The organism is Nonomuraea polychroma, from assembly GCF_004011505.1.
GTDB classification, from domain to species: domain Bacteria; phylum Actinomycetota; class Actinomycetes; order Streptosporangiales; family Streptosporangiaceae; genus Nonomuraea; species Nonomuraea polychroma.
Genome location: NZ_SAUN01000001.1, coordinates 2,337,043 through 2,353,249 on the forward strand (window position 1 = coordinate 2,337,043; position 16,207 = coordinate 2,353,249).

Annotated in this window: 21 protein-coding genes; 9 read left to right on the forward strand and 12 right to left on the reverse strand. The window is 67.7% G+C overall.

Annotated features, from left to right (window positions below; translation table 11 throughout):
* Positions 1 to 87: 87 nt before the first annotated feature.
* From EDD27_RS10435 to EDD27_RS10440, 3 genes are all read right to left on the reverse strand, one after another.
* Entirely contained in the window at positions 88 to 1,125 is a 1,038-nt protein-coding gene (locus EDD27_RS10435; protein WP_241563958.1) for an FAD-dependent oxidoreductase, read from the reverse strand.
* Positions 1,122 to 1,448 (reverse strand): hypothetical protein, encoded by a 327-nt coding sequence (locus EDD27_RS56410; RefSeq protein WP_241563959.1) that lies wholly within the window; start codon positions 1,446 to 1,448, stop codon positions 1,122 to 1,124. The genes EDD27_RS10435 and EDD27_RS56410 overlap by 4 nt, the downstream gene beginning before the upstream one ends.
* A gap of 92 nt (positions 1,449 to 1,540) precedes the next feature.
* Complete coding sequence (locus tag EDD27_RS10440; RefSeq protein WP_127932217.1) at positions 1,541 to 2,101, reverse strand: hypothetical protein; 561 nt, start codon at positions 2,099 to 2,101, stop codon at positions 1,541 to 1,543.
* Between the two features lie 357 nt (positions 2,102 to 2,458).
* On the opposite strand from EDD27_RS10440, the gene EDD27_RS10445 reads away from it, so the two are divergent.
* Positions 2,459 to 3,067, forward strand: coding sequence for a TetR/AcrR family transcriptional regulator (locus EDD27_RS10445; RefSeq protein WP_127932218.1), 609 nt, complete (start codon positions 2,459 to 2,461; stop codon positions 3,065 to 3,067).
* 144 nt (positions 3,068 to 3,211) lie between these two features.
* On the opposite strand, the gene EDD27_RS54080 is transcribed toward EDD27_RS10445, so the two are convergent.
* The 4 genes from EDD27_RS54080 to EDD27_RS10460 all read right to left on the reverse strand — a co-directional run bounded on the left by EDD27_RS54080 (position 3,212) and on the right by EDD27_RS10460 (position 5,734).
* The gene (locus EDD27_RS54080) at positions 3,212 to 3,430 is read right to left on the reverse strand and encodes a hypothetical protein (protein WP_164903378.1); all 219 of its coding nucleotides are present in this window, start codon (positions 3,428 to 3,430) and stop codon (positions 3,212 to 3,214) included.
* 108 nt (positions 3,431 to 3,538) lie between these two features.
* A complete protein-coding gene (locus EDD27_RS58585) occupies positions 3,539 to 3,781 on the reverse strand; it encodes a helix-turn-helix transcriptional regulator (RefSeq protein WP_421915041.1) in 243 nt (80 codons plus the stop codon).
* Between the two features lie 97 nt (positions 3,782 to 3,878).
* Positions 3,879 to 5,060 (reverse strand): cysteine desulfurase family protein, encoded by a 1,182-nt coding sequence (locus EDD27_RS10455; RefSeq protein WP_127932219.1) that lies wholly within the window; start codon positions 5,058 to 5,060, stop codon positions 3,879 to 3,881.
* Positions 5,057 to 5,734, reverse strand: coding sequence for an ArsR/SmtB family transcription factor (locus EDD27_RS10460; RefSeq protein WP_127932220.1), 678 nt, complete (start codon positions 5,732 to 5,734; stop codon positions 5,057 to 5,059). The genes EDD27_RS10455 and EDD27_RS10460 overlap by 4 nt, the downstream gene beginning before the upstream one ends.
* A 98-nt stretch (positions 5,735 to 5,832) precedes the next feature.
* On the opposite strand from EDD27_RS10460, the gene EDD27_RS10465 reads away from it, so the two are divergent.
* Positions 5,833 to 7,209, forward strand: a complete 1,377-nt coding sequence (locus EDD27_RS10465; RefSeq protein WP_127932221.1) for an MBL fold metallo-hydrolase — start codon at positions 5,833 to 5,835, stop codon at positions 7,207 to 7,209.
* Complete coding sequence (locus EDD27_RS10470; protein ID WP_127932222.1) at positions 7,206 to 8,453, forward strand: MFS transporter; 1,248 nt, start codon at positions 7,206 to 7,208, stop codon at positions 8,451 to 8,453. The genes EDD27_RS10465 and EDD27_RS10470 overlap by 4 nt, the downstream gene beginning before the upstream one ends.
* A gap of 152 nt (positions 8,454 to 8,605) precedes the next feature.
* Here EDD27_RS10470 and EDD27_RS10475 read toward each other — a convergent pair whose 3' ends face one another.
* Positions 8,606 to 9,208: a class I SAM-dependent methyltransferase gene (locus EDD27_RS10475; RefSeq protein WP_164903561.1), complete on the reverse strand. Its 603-nt coding sequence runs from the start codon at positions 9,206 to 9,208 to the stop codon at positions 8,606 to 8,608.
* Positions 9,209 to 9,620: 412 nt separating this feature from the next.
* Between EDD27_RS10475 and EDD27_RS10480 the strand changes: the two genes are divergently transcribed.
* Positions 9,621 to 10,205: a TetR/AcrR family transcriptional regulator gene (locus EDD27_RS10480; RefSeq protein WP_127932224.1), complete on the forward strand. Its 585-nt coding sequence runs from the start codon at positions 9,621 to 9,623 to the stop codon at positions 10,203 to 10,205.
* Positions 10,206 to 10,237: 32 nt separating this feature from the next.
* On the opposite strand, the gene EDD27_RS10485 is transcribed toward EDD27_RS10480, so the two are convergent.
* From EDD27_RS10485 to EDD27_RS10495, 3 genes are all read right to left on the reverse strand, one after another.
* Positions 10,238 to 10,489: an MFS transporter gene (locus EDD27_RS10485; RefSeq protein WP_206641335.1), complete on the reverse strand. Its 252-nt coding sequence runs from the start codon at positions 10,487 to 10,489 to the stop codon at positions 10,238 to 10,240.
* A 134-nt stretch (positions 10,490 to 10,623) separates the two neighbouring features.
* A complete protein-coding gene (locus EDD27_RS10490) occupies positions 10,624 to 11,808 on the reverse strand; it encodes a rhodanese-like domain-containing protein (RefSeq protein ID WP_241563960.1) in 1,185 nt (394 codons plus the stop codon).
* A 179-nt stretch (positions 11,809 to 11,987) separates the two neighbouring features.
* Positions 11,988 to 12,227: a hypothetical protein gene (locus tag EDD27_RS10495; protein ID WP_164903562.1), complete on the reverse strand. Its 240-nt coding sequence runs from the start codon at positions 12,225 to 12,227 to the stop codon at positions 11,988 to 11,990.
* A gap of 301 nt (positions 12,228 to 12,528) precedes the next feature.
* Here EDD27_RS10495 and EDD27_RS10500 point away from each other — a divergent pair, with 301 nt between their 5' ends.
* The 3 genes from EDD27_RS10500 (at position 12,529) to EDD27_RS58590 (ending at position 13,517) form a co-directional block, all read left to right on the forward strand.
* On the forward strand, positions 12,529 to 12,927 hold the full coding sequence (locus tag EDD27_RS10500; protein WP_127932227.1) for a VOC family protein: 399 nt from the start codon (positions 12,529 to 12,531) through the stop codon (positions 12,925 to 12,927).
* Positions 12,928 to 13,155: 228 nt separating this feature from the next.
* Positions 13,156 to 13,341, forward strand: coding sequence for a hypothetical protein (locus tag EDD27_RS55440; protein WP_206641336.1), 186 nt, complete (start codon positions 13,156 to 13,158; stop codon positions 13,339 to 13,341).
* Positions 13,338 to 13,517 carry a rhodanese-like domain-containing protein gene (locus EDD27_RS58590; protein ID WP_206641337.1) on the forward strand — a complete coding sequence of 60 codons (180 nt, stop codon included), beginning with the start codon at positions 13,338 to 13,340 and terminating at the stop codon, positions 13,515 to 13,517. The genes EDD27_RS55440 and EDD27_RS58590 overlap by 4 nt, the downstream gene beginning before the upstream one ends.
* Positions 13,518 to 13,650: 133 nt before the next feature.
* Here the strand turns inward: EDD27_RS58590 and EDD27_RS10510 are convergent, their stop codons facing one another.
* Positions 13,651 to 14,196, reverse strand: a complete 546-nt coding sequence (locus tag EDD27_RS10510; RefSeq protein ID WP_164903563.1) for a carboxymuconolactone decarboxylase family protein — start codon at positions 14,194 to 14,196, stop codon at positions 13,651 to 13,653.
* A gap of 115 nt (positions 14,197 to 14,311) precedes the next feature.
* On the opposite strand from EDD27_RS10510, the gene EDD27_RS10515 reads away from it, so the two are divergent.
* A complete protein-coding gene (locus tag EDD27_RS10515) occupies positions 14,312 to 14,974 on the forward strand; it encodes a winged helix-turn-helix transcriptional regulator (protein ID WP_127932229.1) in 663 nt (220 codons plus the stop codon).
* Between the two features lie 174 nt (positions 14,975 to 15,148).
* Positions 15,149 to 16,204: a selenide, water dikinase SelD gene (gene selD / locus EDD27_RS10520; RefSeq protein WP_421917270.1), complete on the forward strand. Its 1,056-nt coding sequence runs from the start codon at positions 15,149 to 15,151 to the stop codon at positions 16,202 to 16,204.
* The last annotated feature ends 3 nt before the right edge of the window (positions 16,205 to 16,207 follow it).

Consider the following 16,207-nt stretch of genomic DNA (forward strand, 5'->3'; position numbering starts at 1 on the left):
GAGTGCCCGTGTCACAGCCTGACGGGTCACCATGATCATGCGGTTTCGGTTGAGCAGCCGCGACAGGAACAGCACGCGGCCCGGCGGTCAGCGGCTGTACGCCTCCAACAGCCGCAGCCACACCTCGCTGACCGTGGGGAACGACGGAACCGCGTGCCACAGCCGGTCCAGCGGAACCTCGCCGACGACCGCGATCGTCGCGGCGTGCAGCAGTTCTGCGACATCCGGACCCACGAGCGTGAAGCCGACGATCACTTTCCTGTCCTCGTCGACGACCATGCGGGCGTGCCCCCGGTATCCGTCGGCATGCAGGGCGGATCCGGCCACCGCGCCCAGGTTGTAATCGACCACGCGGATCCGTATCCCGGCGGCCTCGGCCGCGGCAGCGGTCAGCCCTACCGACGCGATCTCCGGTTCGGTGAAGACCACCTGGGGCACCGCGCGCTCGTCGGCCGTGGCCACGTGCCGGCCCCAGCGGCCGTCCTCGACCTCTTCGCCCTTCGCCCGCGCCACGATGACGTCGCCGACCGCGCGGGCCTGGTATTTGCCCTGGTGGGTCAGCAGCACTCGCCGGTTGACGTCACCGGCGGCGTACAGCCATCCGTCACCGATCGGCGTTCCGTCCTCCCCGACCACGCGCAGCGTGTCGTCCACCGTGAGCCAGGCGCCCGGCGCCAGGCCGACTACGCCGAGACCGATGTCCTGGGTGTTCGGTGTCCGGCCGATCGCCACCAGAACCTCGTCGGCCTCGACCTGCTCGTCGTCGGTCATCGTGATGTGCACTGTTCCGGCCTGGTCGCGGTGCACCGATGCGGCTTCCGCGCCGGGGCGTACCGACACGCCGGCGTCCCGCAACGACTCGGTGACCCGCTCGCCGGCGAACGGCTCGGCCTGCGGCAGCACACCGTCACGGGCCAGCATCGTCACCGAGGACCCCAGGGCGGCGAAGGCGGTGGCCATCTCCGACGCCACCACGCCACCACCGATGATCGGGAGCCGGCGGGGGACTGCGCTTGCGGCGGCCGCCTCCCGGCTGGTCCACGGCGCGGCGTCGCGCAAACCGGGAACGTCCGGCAGCAGCGCGCCGCTTCCGGTCGCGATGACCACCGCATGCCGGGCCGTCAAGGGGATCGGACGCCGTCGTCGCCGGTCACCTCGACCACGTTGGCGGACACGATCCGGCCCTGACCACGGTGCAGAGTGATTCCGGCCGAATCGAGCCAGCCGACCTGACCGTCATCCTTCCAATGCGAGGCGAAGGAATCCCGGCGGTCCAGCACCGCGGCCGCGTCGAGACCGTCGGTCACCGCCTCGCGCGCTCCCGGCATCTGACGCGCCGCCCGCAACGCCGCCGCGCTGCGCAGCAATGCCTTGGTCGGCGTGCAGGCCCAGTAGGAGCATTCCCCACCGACGAGCTCGCGCTCGACGACAGCGGCGCTCAGTTCCACCCCGCACCACCCGGTCGGCGACCTTCTCCCCGACCGGGCCAGCCCCGATGACGACGACGTCGTAAGTGTTGTCGTAAGTGCTGCCGTCCATGTCAGTTTCCCTTCGCGGCGCGGCCGAGGCGGATGGCCGAGATGAGGAAGAAGATGCCGCCGGTGATGGCGTAGCCGGCCGCGTTGATCAGCGTCGGGCTGTCCGCGGAGGCACCGAGGATGAACGACGCGCCGGCGAGTACGGAGATGCCGCCGCTGATGATCATCGGCCACTGGCCGCCCATCTTGCGGCGGGTGACCCCCACGATCAGCTGGAGCAGCCCGGCCACGACCGCCCAAGCGCCCCACACGCGCAGCACCGCCGGGATACCGGACGTGCAGGCGATGGCCACGCCGATGGCGGTGATCAGGCTGACCGCGATGTTCACGTACAGCAGGGCAGGTGATCCGGTGGTGCGCGAGGCGCGGGCGTCGATGATGGCGGCGGTCACGTCGAACAGCGGGTAGAGCACGAGCAGAGTGACCGCGAGCGGACCCAGGTTCGCGGCGGTCGTGAACATCACGAGGGCCCAGACGATGGCGAACGCGAACCGGACGAAGTACAGCCGCCGCAGCGCGGACGCGGTCCCGGAGATGCCGGGCCAAGCAGCGATGGAGCTCACGGTGATCCTTTCAGAGTTTGAGTGACGAGGAGACTGCCTTGCTCGTTCCGGAAAGGCACTCCCGGCGCACGGGCGCTGCTGACTGCCATGGTCGCGGCGGATGCTCGATCGGAATCCGGGCCGGCTTCACGAAGGACGGAAGGTCCGAGGTCTTCCGTGCCGCGGACGCCGGACCCGCCGCCGACAGGCCGACCGCGACGACCACGGCCGTACCGATGGACAGCGCGGCGGTGCGTACGTAAAGACGACGAGCCACTGGAACAACTCTCTCGCAAGACAGAACGTTCTATCTCGCATAGCCTGCAATCTACAGTGCAAACTGTCAAGACCGAACGTTCTACCTACTAGGATGGTCTTATGCGCAGCGAATCCGAAGGCCGGCCGTCCGAAGCGCGGTCCCGGCTGCTCAACACGGCCACCCGGCTCTTCTACACGGAGGGCATCCACGCCGTCGGCATCGATCGCATCGTCGCCGAAGCGCAGGTGACGCGGGCCACCCTCTACCGGCACTTCCCCGGCAAGGAAGACCTCGTCCTCGCCTACCTGAACGAGGTCGACCGAGCCATGCGGGGTCAGGCGGACGAGGCCGTTGCCGCCGGACTACCGGCCGCCGACACCATCCTCGCCCTCAGCAAGTCCATCGCCCAAAGCATCCAGTCCCCCGGCTTCCGGGGATGTGCCTTCCTCAACGCTGCCGCCGAGCATCCCGACCCCGAGTCCCCAGTGCACAAGGCCGTGCTCGCCCACCGCCAATGGTTCCTGGAAACCGTCACGGAATTGCTGGCCAAGATCCAGGAGACCGGCGCCGAGCCGGCCGCCCGCCACTTCGTGATGATGCGCGACGGCGCCATGGCCGCCGGCTGCCTGTTCGACCCGGTGCTGATCTGCGAGACCTTCCTGCATGGAGTCGAGAGGCTCCTGCAGGTTTATGCCGCCACCGACTACAGCAGGCTGGCGGGCGCCTGAAGCCGCAGGCCTCCGCTCAGGAATGAAGCGGTCGAGCCTCTGTCGGCGGTTGCCGGCCGGATCCCACGGCGCGGCGGCGGTATTTTTCTCACAACCGCTCTGGCTGACCTGGCATGACGGTCGGCCGCGGAGGCACGCTCCGGACTACTTCACGCGCCTGAAACGGTCCTCGGATCCGGCTGGCCAGCCGTAGTACGCATCGGTGATGTAGGCGCAGAACAGCCGTAAGCCGGTCTGGTAGCTGAGCGGCGTGGCATGGCTGACGTTCTTGATCGCGCGCCTCAGCGAAGAAGGCGTCCGCCGCCCTCCATGCCCATAGGCCGGCGTCGGCGAAGCTTCCGAAGCGCCGTACGAGACGCTCACGGGGCTCGATCGTCCCGAAACAGAGGTCGCGGGCCTCCGTGGACTCTCGGTGCTTCAACTTCTGTGGGGATGGATTGAGTGCCGTGCACTGTCGTGCTGGTGCGATGTTCACTTCGGGTCGATGCGGTGCTGGGTGACCCAGTGCTCGAGGTCGTGGACGCTGTAGAGGGTCAGCCGTGATGTCAGCCGGACGAAAGGCGGTCCTGGAGGCGGTCGGGCGGTGCGCCAGCGGCGGATGGTCGATGGATCGACCTTGAGCAGAGCTGCGACTTCTTCAGTCCCCGGCCATCCATGGACGACCGGGGACTTACATTTTCCCAGTGGCGGGAGAGGCGTATGCACTTGTCGCACCGCTCTAGTTGACGGCTCGCGTCCGTCGGCAGCATCCGAGCGGGTGGTTCATCGGCCTTTGGTGGCGGCGGCGGTTGCCCGGTGGTGTCGGGTTTTGTCACGGGATGGACGCTTTGATCAGCGTGGTCGCTGCCGTGTCGATGTCGGTGGGGGTGCTCCAGCGGCCCAGTGACAGCCGCACCGCGGCGAGGGCGTGATCAGCATCCAGTCCCATGGCGGTCAGGACAGGGGAGGGGGTGTGGGTGCCGCTGTGGCAGGCCGATCCGGTGGAGGCCGCAATTTCCGGAGCGACCGTGAGGAGGTCGTGGCCGAGAACGCCGTCGATGCTGACGTTCAGCGTGTTCGGCAGCCGCCGCTCGGCGGATCCGTTGAGGTGCACCCGGCCGGGTAGGCCGTGCGCTAGCCGCTGATGGAGGCCGTCGCGCAGGGCGGCCAGGCGGGCGGGCTCGCCGCTGGCGAGGTCGCGGGCCGCGAGTTCGGCGGCGGTGCCGAGGGCGACGGCCAGGGCGACGTTTTCGGTGCCGGCGCGCAGGCCGCGTTCCTGGCCGCCGCCGTAGACGACCGGCTCCAGCTCCACCCCGTCGCGTATGTACAGGGCGCCCACCCCTTTCGGGGCGTACATCTTGTGCCCGACCACGGTGAGCAGATCCACGCCCAGCGCCTCGACGTCGACGCCGATCTTCCCGACGGCCTGGGCAGCGTCACAATGCAGCAGTGCGCCATGCTGGTGAGCGAGAGCGGCCAGGTCGCTGATCGGCTGCAGGGCGCCGGTCTCGTTGTTGGCGGCCATCACCGACACCAGCACCGTGTCCTCATCAAGCGCCGCGGCCAGCGCGGCCGGCTCCACCAGGCCGTCGCCATCGACCGGCAGCACCGTGACCCGGGCGCCGTGCAGGCGCTGGAGCGCGTGGCAAGTCTGGAGCACGGCCGGGTGCTCGGTGGCCTGGGTGATCACATGCGGGCGCGGGCGGTCGTCTGCGAGGACCGCGCCGCGCAGGGCAAGCAGGTCGGCCTCCGAGCCGGAGGCGGTGAAGAGGACCTCGCGCGGGCGTGCGCCGATCAGTGCGGCGACCTGGCCTCGGGCCTGTTCCAGTGCCGCGCGCGGCTGCTCGCTGTAGGGGTGGCTGCTGGAGGGGTTGCCGAACAGGTCCGTCAGGTGCGGCAGCATCGCCTCGGCCACCCGTGGGTCGACGGGGGTGGTGGCGTTGTAGTCGAGGTAGACCGGTCCGCCGGCCAGTCCCGGATGCGGGATCGTGTGCAGGGACGGGCGGGCGGTCATGCGGGTGCTCCGGTCTCAACGGGCAGCTCGGACAGCCGCCATTCCAGCATGCCGTCGCTGAGGCGGATCGCCCGGCGGCCGTGATCGGTCAGCAGGCGGACCGCGTCGTGGGCGAGCACGCAGTATTCGCCGCGGCAGTAGACGACGATCTCCGTGTCGGCGGGCAATTCGCCGATGCGGTCGGCCAGTTCGGTGACTGGGATGGAGGCGGCGCCCGGGATGTGGCCGGCCAGGTATTCCTCCACCGGCCGTACGTCCAGCACCACCACATCGCCTGCCTGAACGCGGGCGCGCAGTTCCTCCCGGGTGACCTCCACCGCGCCGTCATCGCCGAGGTAAGCATCACGTGCTGGGGGGACGGTGGCCTGGTGGGTCTCGGCGACCTTGCGCAGCAGGGCGAACAACCGGGCGACGTCGTCACCGGCGAGCCGGTAGTGGATACGGACGCCGTCGCGGCGGGCGGTGACGAACCCGGCCTGCTTGAGTGTCTGCAGGTGGGCAGAGGCGGTGGTGAGGTTCAGCCCTGCCGCCCTGGCCAGGGCTTCGACGGTGCGCTCTCCTTGGGCGAGCAGGTCGAGCAGTTCAAGGCGCTTGCCGCTGGCCAGCGCCTTGCCGCTGGCCGCGAACGCCTCATACAGCTGAGCCTTGGCCTCGATGGGGGTTGTCTTGGTCATCCAATCCTCCATTAATCTATGGAATATCGTACATAGCTCAGGGCTGTGATGCGAGACATTCCCGAGCCATCTGTCGGGCGAGATCGTGGAGGACCATCGTGGGATTCGCTGACGACCATCTGATACCGCTGGTCGACGAAGGGCTGGGCAACAGTGCCTACCTGCTTGATCTGGGCGACGGCCGGGCCCTGGCCGTAGACGCCAGTCGTGACCTGCGCGCCCTGCACGCCGCCGCCCGGCGGCGCGGGTTGACAGTGGCGTACGCGGCCGACACCCACTTGCACGCCGACTTCCTGTCCGGCGCCGTTCAACTCGCCCATGATCACGGGGCCACGGTGCTGGCCTCCGCCACCGGGCGCCGCGCCTTCCCACACCGCGGCCTGGTCGACGGCGACGAGGTCGATTTGGGCGGGCTGACCCTGCGTGCGCTGGCCACGCCCGGCCACACTGACGAGCACCTGTCGTACCTGCTGCTCGACGGCGACCAGCAGCTCGGCGTGTTCACCGGCGGATCGCTGATCGTGGACTCCGCCGCCCGCACCGACCTGCTCGGCGCCGACCGCACCGAGGAACTGGCCCGCGCCCAGTACCGGTCCCTGCACCGGCTGGTCGCCCTGCCGGACGCGACCGCGGTGTGGCCCACGCACGGGGCGGGCTCGTTCTGCTCGGCCCCGCCCGGCGCCGAGCGCACCACCACGATCGCCGCCCAAAAGCACACCAACCCGCTGCTGGCCGCGCCGGACGAGGACACCTTCGTTCAGCGCCTGATGGCGAGCCTGGGCTCCTGCCCCGCCTATTTCGACCTGCTGACCGAGCACAACCGGCGCGGCCCCGCCCTCCTCGTCGGCACGCCGCCGCTGCCCGCACTGAACGCCACTCAAGTCAAGGACCTGCTCGCCAACGGCAGTCAGGTCGTGGACGCCCGCCCGGCGGCCGAGTTCGCGGCCGGTCACATCCCCGGCGCGATCTCCATCCCGCTGCGCGAGCAGTTCGCCACCTGGCTCGGCTGGCTGCTGCCCGACACCGCACCTCTGGTCTTCGTCACCGGAGCCGGCCAGGACCTGGAGGAGATCGTCTGGCAGGCGTACAAGATCGGGTACGAACGGCTGGCCGGGCACCTGGCCGGCGGCATGCCCGCCTGGCTGGAGGCGGGCGGCGCGCAGGCCACCACGGCGTTCGCGAGCGCCGACCAGACCCCGGACGGTCCCTACCTCGACGTGCGGCAGGAGGCCGAGTACGCCGCCGGGCACGTGCCCGGCGCGCTCCACGTCGAACTCGGCGACCTCGCCGACCACACCGACGGCATCCCAGCGGGCGCGGTCGTGGCCTGCGGGCACGGCGAGCGCGCCATGACCGCCGCGAGCCTGCTGGAACGCGCCGGCCACACCGGCGTGACTGTCCTGAACGGCGGCCCGGCCGAGTACGCCGCCGCCCACGGCACGCGGCTCGACGCCACCGAAGGCGGTGAGCGGTGAGCGCAGGCACGGCCGCACCAGTGCGGCTCGGGCTGCGGGAGAACTGGCCGCAGTTCACCCTGCTGGTCATTGTCAACGTGTGCGTCGGTGGTCTGGTCGGGCTGGAGCGCACCACCGTGCCGCTGATCGGCACCGACGTGTTCGGCCTGACCAGCGACCTGGCGGTGTTCTCGTTCATCATCGCCTTCGGCCTGACCAAGGCGCTGACCAACCTCGCCGCAGGCGCGCTGACCGCGCGCTTCCACCGCAAGCAACTCCTGGTCACCGGATGGCTGATCGGCACGCCGGTGCCGTTCATGCTGGCGTGGGGGCCGTCGTGGTGGTGGATCGTGGCCGCGAACGTGCTGCTCGGCCTCAACCAGGGCCTGACCTGGTCGATGACCGTCAACATGAAGATCGACCTGGTCGGCCCGGCCCGCCGGGGACTGGCCACCGGGCTCAACGAGGCCGCCGGCTACACCGCGGTCGGCGTCACCGCGCTGGTCACCGGCTATCTGGCCACCGCCTACGGGTTGCGCCCGGCTCCCGAGCTCATCGGCGTCGTCTTTGTCGCCGCCGGCCTGATCCTGGCGCTGATCGTCCGCGACACCGCCGCCCACGTCGCCCTCGAACTCGCCCAGCACCTCAAGCCGCTGCCCGACGGCGACATCGGGCTGGCGCACACCTTCGCCCGTACCTCCTGGCGTGAGCGTTCGCTGCGCGGCGCCAGTCAGGCCGGTCTGGTCAACAACCTCAACGACGGCTTGACCTGGGGCGTTTTCCCGTTGCTGTTCACCGACCACGGTCTGGGCCTGGCCGCCGTCGGCCTGATCAAGGGCCTGTATCCGATCTTGTGGGGTATAGGCCAGATACCCACAGGCCATCTCGCCGACCGCATCGGCCGCAAGCCCCTCATCGTGTACGGCATGCTCGTCCAGGCCGCCGGGTTCGTCCTCGCCCTGGCCCTGCTGGAGCGCCCCCTGCTGGCCGGGATCCTGTCCGCCGTCGCGCTCGGCATCGGCACCGCCATGGTGTACCCGGCCCTGATTGCCTCCGTCTCCGACCACGCCCATCCCGCCTGGCGCGCCAACGCCCTGGGCACCTACCGGTTCTGGCGCGACGTCGGCTACGCCGCCGGAGCCCTGATCGCGGGCATCCTGGCCGACGCCCTCGGCCTGAACGCCACCGTCATCGCCGCCGCTGTGCTCACCGCCGCCTCCGGCCTGCTCGCCGCCTACTGGATCACCGAGCAGCCCCGCCGCTGACCCGGCGCCGCTGACAGAGCGGCGCTGACAACGCCGGGTGACCCCTGACCCCGCGCGGAGCCGCCATCGGCAGCCACACCGATGGCGGCCGAGCCGAGTACGAAGAACGACAACGGGCATACCGTCGTTCCGTGGTCACCGGCGAGCTCACGTCAGGAGCGGGTGGCGGTGATGAGCCAGATGGCGGCGTTCATGTGGACACCGGCTTGGTCAGCGCGATCGGTCAGAGCGGCGCGTACGTCGCTGAGCGCGGCGTCGCGCTCGTGGGCGGGCACGGTGGCCAGGACGCTGCGGCCGGGCCCCGAATGGGCCAGGTAGTCGACCGCCTCGTCCAGGTCGGCACCGAGGGTGAGAGGAAGCCGCACATCGGTGAGCCGGGCATGGACGAAGCCTGCGCCGGTCAGAACCTGCTCCACCACCGCGGGGTCGGACTGGGCGAACATGCCCGGCCCTTCGCCGAGGGCGGGCATCGTGCCGTAGCGCAGCAGCGCGGCGCCGGGGATGATCAGCCAGTCGTTGGCGGCCAGCGGCTGCCAGGTGGACAACACCAGGCGGGCGCCGGAGCGCATGCCTGATGCAAGGGTGGTGAACGCCGCGGCAGGGTCGGTGAAGAACATCGTGCCGAACCGACTGATCGCCACATCGAACAGGCTGGGGAAGGTGTGGGACTGTGCGTCGGCGTGGACGAACTGCACGTTGCTCAGGCCGCTGGCCGCCAGCCGGGCGCGAGCAGTAGCGGCTGAAGCGGCGCCCACACGCTCAACGCACCCGAAGTGCCCAACGCCACGACGATCAGTTTGTTGCACAGCGGTCAGCCCACGGCCAGGAACGACTGCAGGCCACCACTCGTGATCGTGTCGGTGGCGACTGGCTGAGCGGGCGAGCGCACCTGACGAGCGGGCAGCCTAGTTGCTCGATGAGCGGCCAACATGGTTCCTCTCCTACAGGGTGCCCGTCGAGAAGGTCGGCCTGCCCTCTGATCTTGAGAGCCCGACTCGGGCGTGCACAGGCCGGGTCGGCCTTCGAGGGCAGCCGCGGGCGCGGGCGGAACGGTACGGCCAGCGTTCCAGCTCTGACGCAGCAGAGAGGGTGACAAGCTCAGGTCACTTGATGTTCCATACAGGCGGTGCTCAATTAGTCAGCGAGTAGCGAGCTCATGGGGAGACGATGATTCGCCGTACCCAGGCAGAGCGTTCGGATGCGACGACAGCGGCGCTGGTGTGTGCCGCGAGAAACTTGTTCGGTACCAATGGTTACGCGAAGACGTCGATTGACGCGATCGCCGCAGTGGCGGGCGTCACCAAGGGTGCCGCCTATCACCATTTCGGCGGGAAGATGGAACTGTTCCGCGCCGTGTTCGTTCGCGAACAAGAGGAATTGGCGGCAAAACTCGAGCAGGCCGCCTCCGAGGAGAGCGACGCCTGGACCGCGCTCCGCCGCGGCGCTCGCACCTTTCTGGAATATTGCCTCGACCCCAGGTTCCGGCAAATCGTGTTGCTTGATGCGCCGTCATTGATGGGCTGGGAGAGGGCCCGGGAAATCGAGCACGATCACACGCTGCGGGTCCTCCTGGCCGGCCTGCGCTTGGCCGCTGGCGATGATGCGGATGACAAACTGCCCGCTCGGGCGCAGCTCATCTTCGGCACGTTGTGCGAAGCCGGCATGCTTCTCGCCCGCTCGGCGGACCCGGCAGCCGATCTGCCTCGATTGGCCGCGGACGTGGACCGTTTTCTGGAGGCACACAGATCGTGACCAGGTGGGGCAGGACCCGCGTCGACATTTGATCAACCAGTGAGTGCCCACTGCTTGGGGCGGGTCTCGTATATCCGCACCGCCACCAGCAATCCTGAACAGGCGGTGATTGCGGCGACCGCCCAGACTGCGACGTCGAGCTCCCAGAGGTCAGCCAGCAGACCGGCGAGCAAGGCACCGGCAGTGATACCGCCGTCGCGCCACAAACGGTAGACACCCACCGCGCGGGCGCGCCATGCGGGGTGGGCCACGCCGCCCATGACCGCCAGCAGTGTCAGATACACCAGTGCGGTGCCGACCCCAGGAGGAGCTGCGCGCCTGCCCAGATGACGAACGTGTCGCCCACGGCGACGCTGGGGATCGCAAACGCTTGGACGAGGATTCCTACCGTGATCAGGTCGTACAGGAGTCACGCTGGTCACGCGCCTTGCTCCAGCTGACGTCCGGTGGCCTTGGCCCAGTCCTCGGGGCCGCCGTTCAGCACACGCAGACGCCGGTGGCCGGTCCGGGCCAGCAGGCTCGCCGCCGTCATGGCGCGCTCGCCGTGCCCGCACATCACGACGAACGGTTCATCCGGCACAGGCGCGCCAGGGAGCTCGCCGAGCTCGACGTGAACGGCGCCAGGAATGTGTCCGGAGACGTACTCGCCGTCCTGTCGCACATCCAGCACCGCCTGGTCCCCGATTTGGCCTGGGGCGATCATGGGAATGGTCTCCAGATCGCCCGGCCAGGGTTCGGCCAGCTCGCCTGCCATTGACTCGTATCCGATCTTCAACGCCTGCCAGACGATCTCATCGGCGTCCTGATCACGATCCCGCACGATGACGATGGTGGTATCGAGATCCAGCAGCCAACCGAGCCAGGAAGCGAACTGCGGTCGTAGCGGAATGGAGATCGCACCGGGGATGTGCCGGGCCGCGAAGGCAGCTGCCGGACGTACGTCGACCAGCACAGCCCCATCGCCCAGCAACGCCAGCACATGGACCGCGCTCAGCGGTTCCAGTCGTGCCCGGCCGACCAGGCCGGGCCCACCCCGGTTGATCTCCGCCAGGCGCCGGAAGTAGGGCGGGAAGCTGCCCAGGCTGTCCAGGAACCTCCGTACGAAGGTCTCCTCATCACCCAACTGGAGCAACGGATTGGAGATCTTCTCCTTCCCGATCGTCGAGGTCCGCTCGGCACCTGGAGACGCCGAGCAGAACGACCCGGCGCCATGACTGGGCCAGATCGCCGTCTCGTCAGGAAGCGCCATCAGGCGGCGCAACGAGTGGTACTGGGCGAGGGCCAGCGGCTCCGTGTGTTCGGGACCGGCCAGGTCCGTACGCGCCGCCGCTCCCACGATCAAGGAACCGCCGGTGAACACTCCCAGCACTCGGTTTCCGTCCAGCAGCAAGTACGCCAGATGCTCTCCCGTGTGGCCGGGGGTTTCCCACGCCCATAACACCAGCCCGCCCAGGTCTACCTCATCCCCATCCCGCAGTCCGACGTGATCGAAAGTCCGCCCGCCGGAGGCGGAGGCCACAATCCGTGCTCCATCGGTGGCGGCCAGCTCGATTGCGCCGGTCAAGAAGTCGGCATGCAGGTGGGTCTCAGCGGCGAACGCCACTCGGAGCCCACGTCGATCTGCTTCGGCCCTCATCTCTCGCAGGTCACGCGAAGCGTCAACTGCCAGGGCCCGGCCATCGCCGAGATCCACCAGGTAGGCGGAGTTCCCCAAGCCCTCATCCACGATCGGGATCATCACGTCCTTCCTCACCCAGGTCGCTTCTACGGTATTCCAAGGATCTATGGATGATTGTCATCGGTACGATTTATCGCCACAGTGGGAGGCAGGGTCTCCTGGGACCACCCGAGCTCGCCCTCGAACAACAGCGGCGCGGCGGTCGGACGGCCGGCGACCTTGTCGGCGTTGCCGGCCATCCAGCGGGCGACCGCCTCGTACACCGCCTCCCGCCCTGGCTCGCCCGTCGCCTCCATCTCCTGGACGAGCTCCTCGTCCGCGAAGAACATCAGCACGTACCTCACCGGGCCGACCTCCTCGTGTCGTTCCTCCAATGACCGTGCGGTGCTTTGGCCGCGGCATCCGTGACTTCTCGCTACACCCGTCCAACGGCCTTTACTCAGAAGACGGTTGGCGCACTGGCTGATACGACAATCCCGCGAAAAACCGCCCGCGCCCGCGGATGACCGACACGATCACCAAGCGGGTCCACGATCTCGGCGCAAAATTCCTCATTGCGGTTGTGCCACCGAGTCACTTGTCTATTGTCGAACTGCCGATGCCCATGGCATCGACCAAGGAGAAGTCTTCCGGAAGGAGTAGATCATGTACCCAGTGATGAACGCCATCGACCTTGCGGTGGCCGACATGGACAAGACGATCGCCTTCTATGCCATGCTCGGGCTCGATTTCAAGGTTGATGCCAACATGCCCGACCACGCCTCCTGCGATCTGCCCAACGGCATGCACCTCATGCTCGACACCGAGCCGTTCCGCAGTTCCTACACACCGGGCTGGAACAGCCCGGCCAGCGGTTCCAGAACGTTCTTCGCCTTCGAATTCCCCGCACCAGCAGAAGTCGACACGAAGTTTCGTGAACTCACCGACGCCGGAGCTACATCGCTCACGGAACCCTGGGACACGCCCTGGGGCATGAGATACGCGACCGTACTCGACCCGGACGGGAATGGCGTCGACCTGTACGCCCCGTTGCCCAGCACCTGACCAGGGCCCGGCTTTCCGCGCCTCCGGCGTAGCCAGGACACGCCGGAGGCGCGACCGTGCCGTGCTACGAGACTCTTGCTCCGGGCTCGAGCACTGGCGGGCGATCAGCTTGGCCGCATAGCGGCCAGAACGGCTGACGGCGTATTCGTACCTTCATGGCAGGCGGAGCCGGTCGATGCGGCCACCTCGGGAATCGCGGCCGACACGTCGCGGCCGACGATTCCCTCGATGCTGACGTTCAGCGTCCCTGGCAAAGATCCGTTGGATGGCCGTGCAGGTGCACCATTCCGGGCAGCAATTCGGGAGTTCTCGGTGGAGAAGATCCCGCCTCATCCGTGCCGAGGTGTCGACCAGTTCGGCTCGGGCGATCTCGGCGGCGCGCCCAACCCGACGATGAATGCGACATTCTCATGACGGTCATCGATGTGCGGCCGTACGAGGAGTACGCCGCAGGCCACATCGCCGAAGCCATCTCGATCCTGCTGAACTACCTCGCCGACCGCTCACGGATCTGCCGAGCGACTCGACCATCGTGGCCTACTGCCGTGGCGCCTACTGCGAGCTCGCACATGAGGCCGTCCGTGCGCTGACGGCTCACGGCCCGCCGCGCCCTCCGTCTTGAAGACGGCATGCTCGTGTGGCGCCTGTCCGACCTGCCCATCGCGATATGACCCACTGATGGCACCATATCTCGCATTCTTAACTATATCTATCAGTAGTCGTCTAGGGATCCGCGAGTTCGCCGACCCTCCGGAGCCCCAAGGCGTTCGCCAGGCGCGCAACGGCGTTGAACTGGCATATCTCCCATACCGCCTCCAGGATCTGCTCCTGATCCCAGCCGGCCGCCCGCAACCGGTCGAAGTCGCCGTCCTCGATCCGGTGCGCCTCATGCGTCACGCGAGCCGCGAAACGCAGTAACTCGCGAACGTTTTCGGGGATCGGCATGCCATCGACATCGGGTATGGCAAGGCTCTCCACCAACCGCGGGTCGGCGTCGATGAGCGTGAGGAAGAACGTATGGGCGTCCGCGCAGTAACGGCAGGCCACCTCACGGGACACGAACGCCGCGATCAGTTCCTTCACCTCACGCGGCAGGACCCCGATGGAGAACATCGATTGGTAGCCCACCCAGAAGACCTCGAGCAGATCCGGTCTGCCGCTCAGAAGCTTGAACACATCTGGGACGAAGTCGAGGCCGAAGTGCCCACGGATGTCCGAGTAGAGCCGCGAGAGATCGCCGCTTGCGGCGGAATCCTGCACGATGGACACGCGTGCCCGAGGTGATCCAGATGCCATGACTCCTCCGGCTCAGTCCGGATTCCGGGTGTATTCTATCTAGAACTAAAGTAGTTGTCGTAGCGACGATTGAAAAGGAGTGCGCGCCATGAGCCACTCGCGCAGGTACTACGGGCAATACTGTGGCCTTGCCTCCGCTCTCGACGTCATTGGTGAGCGCTGGACGCTTCTGATCGTGAGAGAGCTGCTGCTCGGCCCCAAGCGGTACGGTGAGCTGCTCGCTGCCTTGCCTGGCATGGGGACCAACCTGCTTGCTGATCGCTTGAAATTCCTTGTCGAGAACGGCGTTCTGACCAAGCCCGCCAACCGGGACCAGGGCTACGCGTTGACCGAGGTCGGCCGCCAGCTTCGCGATCCCGTGCTCAAGCTTGCCAACTGGGGCATGGGATTCCTCGGCAGGCCCGACGATGACCTGGAAGTGCGGCCTCACTGGGGCTTCCTGGCCGTGCAGTCCATGATCGATGCGAATCGTGCCGGCGATGTGGACGAAGCGTACGAGTTCCATGTGGATGACGTGGTGTTCCATATTCAGGTCGCGGATGGCCAGGTCAAGGCCCTGGAAGGTCCTTACGGGGGCGAGGCCGCCATGGTCGCCCGCACGGACGCGTACACGTTCGTGGAGATCGGCGCGAAGCGCCTGACGCCGTTCGAAGCCCTCGCCTCGGGGCGCCTCTCGATGATCGGGGATGTGGAGTCCATCATGCGCTGCAGCGCCTTGCTGGGACTGGCTCCGGGAACGCCCACTCACTGATCTAAAGCATCTAGCACGGCGTACCCGAAAAGGAACGTCTTGACTATATATCTTCATAGTAGTCTACTTGCGGTGAGATCGCTGTTCAGCAGGACCTGACAAGGCCTCGAGATCTCTCTCGCCGGGGTGCGATGGCGCATAGACAGTGGGAGTGTTGCGATGAGCGAGCTGACCGTGGAAAGCGTTCGCCTGACCTCACTGTCCCCGGGGGCGGGGTGTGCGTGCAAGCTACGCCAGGGTTCCCTGACCCAGCTCATGAGCAGCCTCGGTCCTCTCCCTCAGCCGATGAACGAGAACCTGCTCATCGGCTTGTCAGAGGGCGATGATGCCGCGGTCCTCAAATTGAACCAGGATCAGGCGCTCATCGTGACGACGGACTTTTTCACCCCGATCGTGGACTCTCCTTTCGACTGGGGACGCATTGCCGCGGCCAACGCCCTTTCCGACGTGTATGCGATGGGCGGGCATCCGACGATCGCGCTGAACCTCGCCGCCTGGCCGGCCGACGACCTGCCGATCGACATGCTCGGAGAGGTAATGCGCGGAGGCGCCGCCGTGGCGACGTCGGCCGGTTGCGCGGTGGTGGGCGGCCACACCATCGACGACGCCGTGCCCAAGTACGGCATGGCCGTGGTCGGCATGGTCCACCCGGATCGGCTCCTGTCAATCGACCGCGTCCAACCAGGCGATCGGCTCATCCTGACCAAGCCTCTGGGTACGGGGGTCATTTCCACCGCCATCAAACAGGAGGCGGCGGGTAATGACGTTGTCCGCGCGGCGGTCAGGTCGATGACCACGCTCAACTCATCGGCCAGCGAGGTGGCCGTCGCGGCGGGGGTGTCCGCCGCGACCGACGTGACAGGCTTCGGGCTGCTCGGCCATCTCCACAGAATGCTGGCGGCCAGCGGCCTCAGCGCCGAGATCTACGCCGATAGAGTCCCTTTCCTTCCCGGGGCGTGGGAACTCGCCCAAGCAGGCTTTGTGTCCAGGGGCACCCGCGCCAACATTTCGTTCCTCGAATCGGCTGTCGACATCGCTGACGAGGTGAGCGTCGAGACCAGCATCCTGCTGCACGACGCGCAGACCTCAGGCGGACTGCTCATGTCCGTGCCCCAACCCGCGGAGCAACTGCTGGAGGAGCTGTGGAGGCGCGGTCTTTATGCGACTTTGGTGGGAAAGGTGATCGACGGAGACGCGGGCCGGATCGTGGTGACGGGCGAGCAGCCGTGAGGT

Bases quoted from the DNA above. Each gene is read 5' to 3' on its own strand.
- EDD27_RS10445 (WP_127932218.1), top strand. From the start codon at position 2,459: ATGCGCAGCGAATCCGAAGGCCGGCCGTCCGAAGCGCGGTCCCGGCTG.
- EDD27_RS10455 (WP_127932219.1), bottom strand. From the start codon at position 5,060: ATGACCGCCCGCCCGTCCCTGCACACGATCCCGCATCCGGGACTGGCC.
- EDD27_RS10460 (WP_127932220.1), bottom strand. From the start codon at position 5,734: ATGACCAAGACAACCCCCATCGAGGCCAAGGCTCAGCTGTATGAGGCG.
- EDD27_RS10480 (WP_127932224.1), top strand. From the start codon at position 9,621: ATGATTCGCCGTACCCAGGCAGAGCGTTCGGATGCGACGACAGCGGCG.
- EDD27_RS10500 (WP_127932227.1), top strand. From the start codon at position 12,529: ATGTACCCAGTGATGAACGCCATCGACCTTGCGGTGGCCGACATGGAC.
- EDD27_RS55440 (WP_206641336.1), top strand. From the start codon at position 13,156: ATGCTGACGTTCAGCGTCCCTGGCAAAGATCCGTTGGATGGCCGTGCA.
- EDD27_RS58590 (WP_206641337.1), top strand. From the start codon at position 13,338: ATGACGGTCATCGATGTGCGGCCGTACGAGGAGTACGCCGCAGGCCAC.
- EDD27_RS10515 (WP_127932229.1), top strand. From the start codon at position 14,312: ATGAGCCACTCGCGCAGGTACTACGGGCAATACTGTGGCCTTGCCTCC.